Source organism: Streptomyces torulosus (assembly GCF_001419765.1).
Taxonomy (GTDB): Bacteria; Actinomycetota; Actinomycetes; order Streptomycetales; family Streptomycetaceae; genus Streptomyces; species Streptomyces torulosus.
In genome coordinates, this window is record NZ_LIRK01000811.1 from 1 (window position 1) to 4218 (window position 4218).

4 protein-coding genes and 1 riboswitch are annotated in these 4218 nt (G+C 71.1%); all 4 genes read right to left on the bottom strand.

Annotated elements, in window-relative coordinates:
- Positions 1 to 225: 225 nt before the first annotated feature.
- Positions 226 to 387, bottom strand: a riboswitch (cobalamin riboswitch).
- Positions 388 to 456: 69 nt separating this feature from the next.
- Positions 457 to 1533, bottom strand: coding sequence for an ABC transporter ATP-binding protein (locus AOK23_RS40505; RefSeq protein WP_079049981.1), 1077 nt, complete (start codon positions 1531 to 1533; stop codon positions 457 to 459).
- Complete coding sequence (locus AOK23_RS40510; RefSeq protein ID WP_240496789.1) at positions 1530 to 2321, bottom strand: ABC transporter permease; 792 nt, start codon at positions 2319 to 2321, stop codon at positions 1530 to 1532. Before AOK23_RS40510 ends, AOK23_RS40505 begins: the two co-directional genes overlap by 4 nt.
- Positions 2322 to 2395: 74 nt before the next feature.
- A complete protein-coding gene (modA, locus tag AOK23_RS40515) occupies positions 2396 to 3217 on the bottom strand; it encodes a molybdate ABC transporter substrate-binding protein (RefSeq protein WP_055717416.1) in 822 nt (273 codons plus the stop codon).
- A 250-nt stretch (positions 3218 to 3467) separates the two neighbouring features.
- Positions 3468 to 4217 carry a ZIP family metal transporter gene (locus AOK23_RS40520; protein WP_107102985.1) on the bottom strand — a complete coding sequence of 250 codons (750 nt, stop codon included), beginning with the start codon at positions 4215 to 4217 and terminating at the stop codon, positions 3468 to 3470.
- Position 4218: the final 1 nt, after the last annotated feature.

Sequence of the window (4218 nt, forward strand, 5' to 3'; positions counted from 1 at the left end):
ACCCCGACCGCCGCGAGCCCCACCCCGCACACGACCGACCCGGCCAGCACGAGACTCAGCCCGAACACCAGAGGAGGCAGGGGCACACGGCCATGACTACGGCTACGGCTACGGCTACGGATCTGACGCACGATCGAGGCGGTCCTCAGTCCTCCGGGCCGCCTGCGGAACCTCACGCAAGGAGACAGCCCGTACGACCGGACGGCCGCGCGGTCCCCTCTCGCAGTCCACGGCGAGCAGTCGACGGGTCGCACCGCTCACGGGTAATCGGGCTCGCGCGCGGACCGTCGGGCCCTCACGCACACCGTTGCGGGTCAGCGCCGGATTCCCACCGGCTTCCCCCACGAGAGGCGTGGCGAGCGTAACACCGACCGCACGCCCGGCCGTACGCCCCACGGCCCCCAGCTGTCGCCGTCTCCAGTCACTGCTGTCGTCGCCGTCGTGGCCGGTGGTGGCTCAGGCCGGATAGGCGTGCGTCTGCGTCGCCTTGACCGCGGCCCAGACCTCCGCGCCGGTGTGGAGGCCGAGTTCGGCGGCGGCGACCGTGGTGAGGTCGGCGGCGAGGGGGAGTTCACCGATGAGGTCGGCGCGGATCTGGTCGCCGTGGGTCTCCGTCCCGGCGACCTCGCAACGCCACAGGTTGCGTGCGCTGACCCCGGTGGGCCGCTCGCCGTAGAGCGTCACCGCGCTCGGCGGGAACGTGACGAAGACCGGCCCGGTGAGGTCCTCGGTGGTGGTGATCGCGGGCCCGGCGTCGAGCCGTACCGTGTGCCGGTCGGCGACGCCCTTGTAGAGGTTCAGGCCGACGAGATGGGCGATGTAGTCCGTCCGCGGATGCCGGGCGATGTCACCCGGCGTCCCCTCCTGCACCACGTGCCCGTCCTCGATGACGACGAGCCGGTCGGCGAGCACCATCGCGTCGAGCGGATCGTGGGTGACGAGCACGGCGACGGCCTCGAAGTCCGCCAGGTGCCGCCGGAGCTGGGCGCGTACGTCGAGGCGGGTACGGGCGTCGAGCGCGGCGAGGGGTTCGTCGAGGAGCAGCAGCCGGGGGGAGGTGGCGAGGGCACGGGCGAGGGCGACGCGCTGGGCCTGGCCGCCGGAGAGCCGGCGGGGCTTGGCCCCCGCGTGCTCGGCGAGCCCCATCCGCCCCAGCCACTCGGCGGCGAGCGCGCGCGCCTCGGTCTTGGAGGCCCCGTGGCAACGCGGCCCGAAGGCGACATTGTCGAGGGCGGTCAGATGGGGAAAGAGCAGATAGTCCTGGAAGACGACCCCGACGGGACGCGCCTCGGGCGGCGTACGCTCCAGGGCGGCCCCGTCGAGCCGCAGATACCCGTCCGCGAGCGGCACGAGCCCCGCCAACGCCCGCAGGGCGGTGGTCTTCCCGGCCCCGTTGGGCCCGAGCAGGGCCACGACCTCACCGGGCACGACCCGAAGCCCGACATCAAGCCGAAACGCCCCCCGCCGAACGACGAGCCGGGCATCCAGCCCGGCACCGGAGCCCACCGCCTTCTTGCCCTCGGCCCCCCTCATGAGGCACTCATCCAACGGTCGCGCAGCCCCGCGAGGACCGCGACGGACACGGTCAGCAGGACGAGGCTGAGGGCGATGGCGGCCTCCGGATCGCTCTGGAGGGCGAGGTAGACGGCGAGCGGCATGGTCTGGGTACGCCCCGGAAAGTTACCGGCGAACGTGATCGTCGCCCCGAACTCACCCAGCGCCCGCGCCCACGCGAGAACCGCCCCGGCCGCGATCCCGGGCGCGATCAACGGCAGCGTGACCCGCCGGAACGCGGTGAACCGGGAGGCCCCCAACGTGGTCGCGGCCTCCTCGTACCGCGGGTCGGCGGCCCGCAGGGTCCCCTCGACGCTGATGACGAGGAACGGCATGGCGACGAACGCCTCGGCGACCACGACCCCGGCGGTGGTGAAGGGCAGACTGATCCCGAACCACGACTCCAGCCACTGCCCGACGACCCCGTTGCGCCCGAGCGCCATCAGCAGCGCCACACCACCCACCACCGGCGGCAGCACCAGCGGAAGCGTGACGAGGGCCCGTACGAACCCCCGCCCCCGAAACTCGACCCGAGCGAGCAGCCACGCCAACGGCACCCCGAGCACGAGACTCACCACGGTGGCCGCCGTGGCGCAGAGCAGCGACAACCGGAGCGCCTGCCACACCTCGGGGCTGGTCAGCTGATCGGGAAGGCTCGACCAGGGAGCCCGTACGAGCAGGGCGACGAGCGGCAGAACCAGGAACGCCAGCCCGACGAGCGCGGGCACGAGCAACGGCACGGGCACGGGACCGCGCCGCGGCGAGATCGAGCCCCGCCCCCGCCGAGGCCGGGCTCCGCCCGCGTCCGGGCCGGCACCGGAGTCATGGACCGGGCCGGAGATCACGGCTTCAGGAACCCGGCGTCGCTCAGAACCTCCTGCCCCTCACCGGACCGCACGAGCGCGATGAACGCTTTCGCGGCCTTCGTGTTGGGGGCGTCCTTGAGAAGGGCGATCGGATAGTCATTGACGGCGTCTGCGGCTTCGGGGAACTCCACGCCCTCCACCTTGTCACCCGCGGCGAGCACATCGGTCTTGTAGACGACCGCGGCGTCGGCCTCTTTCAGCTCGACCTTGGTGAGTGCGGCCTTGACGTCCTGCTCATAGGACACGGGAGTGACCCGGAGCCCGCTCGCGTCGAGTGCCTTCTGCGCGGCGGCACCGCAGGGCACCTCCTTGTCGCACAGCACGACTTTGAGCCCGCTCCTGGTGAGGTCCTTCAGGGAGGAAATCCCCTCGGGATTGCCCGGCAGGGCGGCGATCTCCAACTGATTCCGCACGAACGTCATGGGCGCCCCGACGGCATCCCCCGCGTCCGTCACGATCTTCATGGTCTTGGGACTGGCGGACGCGAACACATCCGCCGGCGCCCCACCGGTGATGCTCGCGGCCAGGGCGTCGCTCCCCCCGAAGTTGAAGGTCACCTCGACCCCCGGATGCGCCTTCTCGAACCGCTTCCCCAGCTCCGTGAAGCTCTCCTTCAACGAAGCGGCGGCGAAAACGGTGACCTCCCCGGAAGCCTCACCAGCCCCCGAGGAGGCAGCACCCCCACCGGAGCCCTCCTGAGAGGAATCGGAGGAACACCCGGCAACCCCCAACAACGCAACCGCACCGACCAGGGCCCCCCACCGACCGACCCACCCAGACCCCAAAGACCGAGCCACCACGCCCCCACTCCTCCCAAACTGACGCAGGGGCCCTCGAAGATCCTCAGAACGCGCGGCCCCAGCCGACCATGACAGACCTCCATTGTCTCGCACATGCAAGCTGATCAAGCACAGTGCCATCGCACAAGCAAGGAATGAACCCGATGAGCATGGCATGTACGTTCCCCCAACGCTTGACTCGGATGCTCTACGGAGCGCCCGCCCTCCCCCGAGCCGCGAGGCACATCCGCGCCGAACCCGCCCGAGCTCACAGGTGGGAGAGAGCGAAGGAAACCAGAAACCCACTCACCGTGATCAGCCCGACAGCCAGGTGGGCGTCATCGAACGCCTCGGGAATCATGGTGTCGGCGATCATCGCGAGGATCGCTCCGGCGGCCACAGCGGTCACGCCGGCGATCACGGCGGGCGAGAAGGAGCCGACCACGGCATAGCCGAGAACCGCCGAGACCATGCTGGCGGCGGCGATCGCCCCCCACACCCCGAAGACATAGCCACGACCACGGCCGGCCTTCTTCATCCCCGCGGCACTGGACAGCCCCTCGGGAACGTTGCTGATGAACACCGCGGCGACGGTCACGAGGCTGACGGCACCGCCGTCCAGCAGGCTCACCCCGATCACCGCGGACTCGGGCACCCCGTCCAACAGCGCACCCAGGGCGAGCGCCATCCCGGACCCGCCCTGTTCGCCCTCGGACGGCTGCGCCTGCGCCTGCCGATACCCGGACCGCTTACGATGCCGGGCCCCACGGCGGGCGAGCCACACGTTCCCTCCGGTATAGGCCAGCGCCCCCACCAGCGCCCCCACGGCAGCAGGAGCGAGCCCGGCCTCCTCGTAGGCCTCCCCCACCAACTCGAAGGACACCGCCGAGATCAACACCCCGGCCCCGAAGGCCATCACCCCGGCAATGACCTTCTGCGGCACACGCACGGCGAAACCCACGAAAGCCCCCACCAACAAGGCGGCCCCCGCCACCAGCCCCCAAACCCCAGCCAACAAC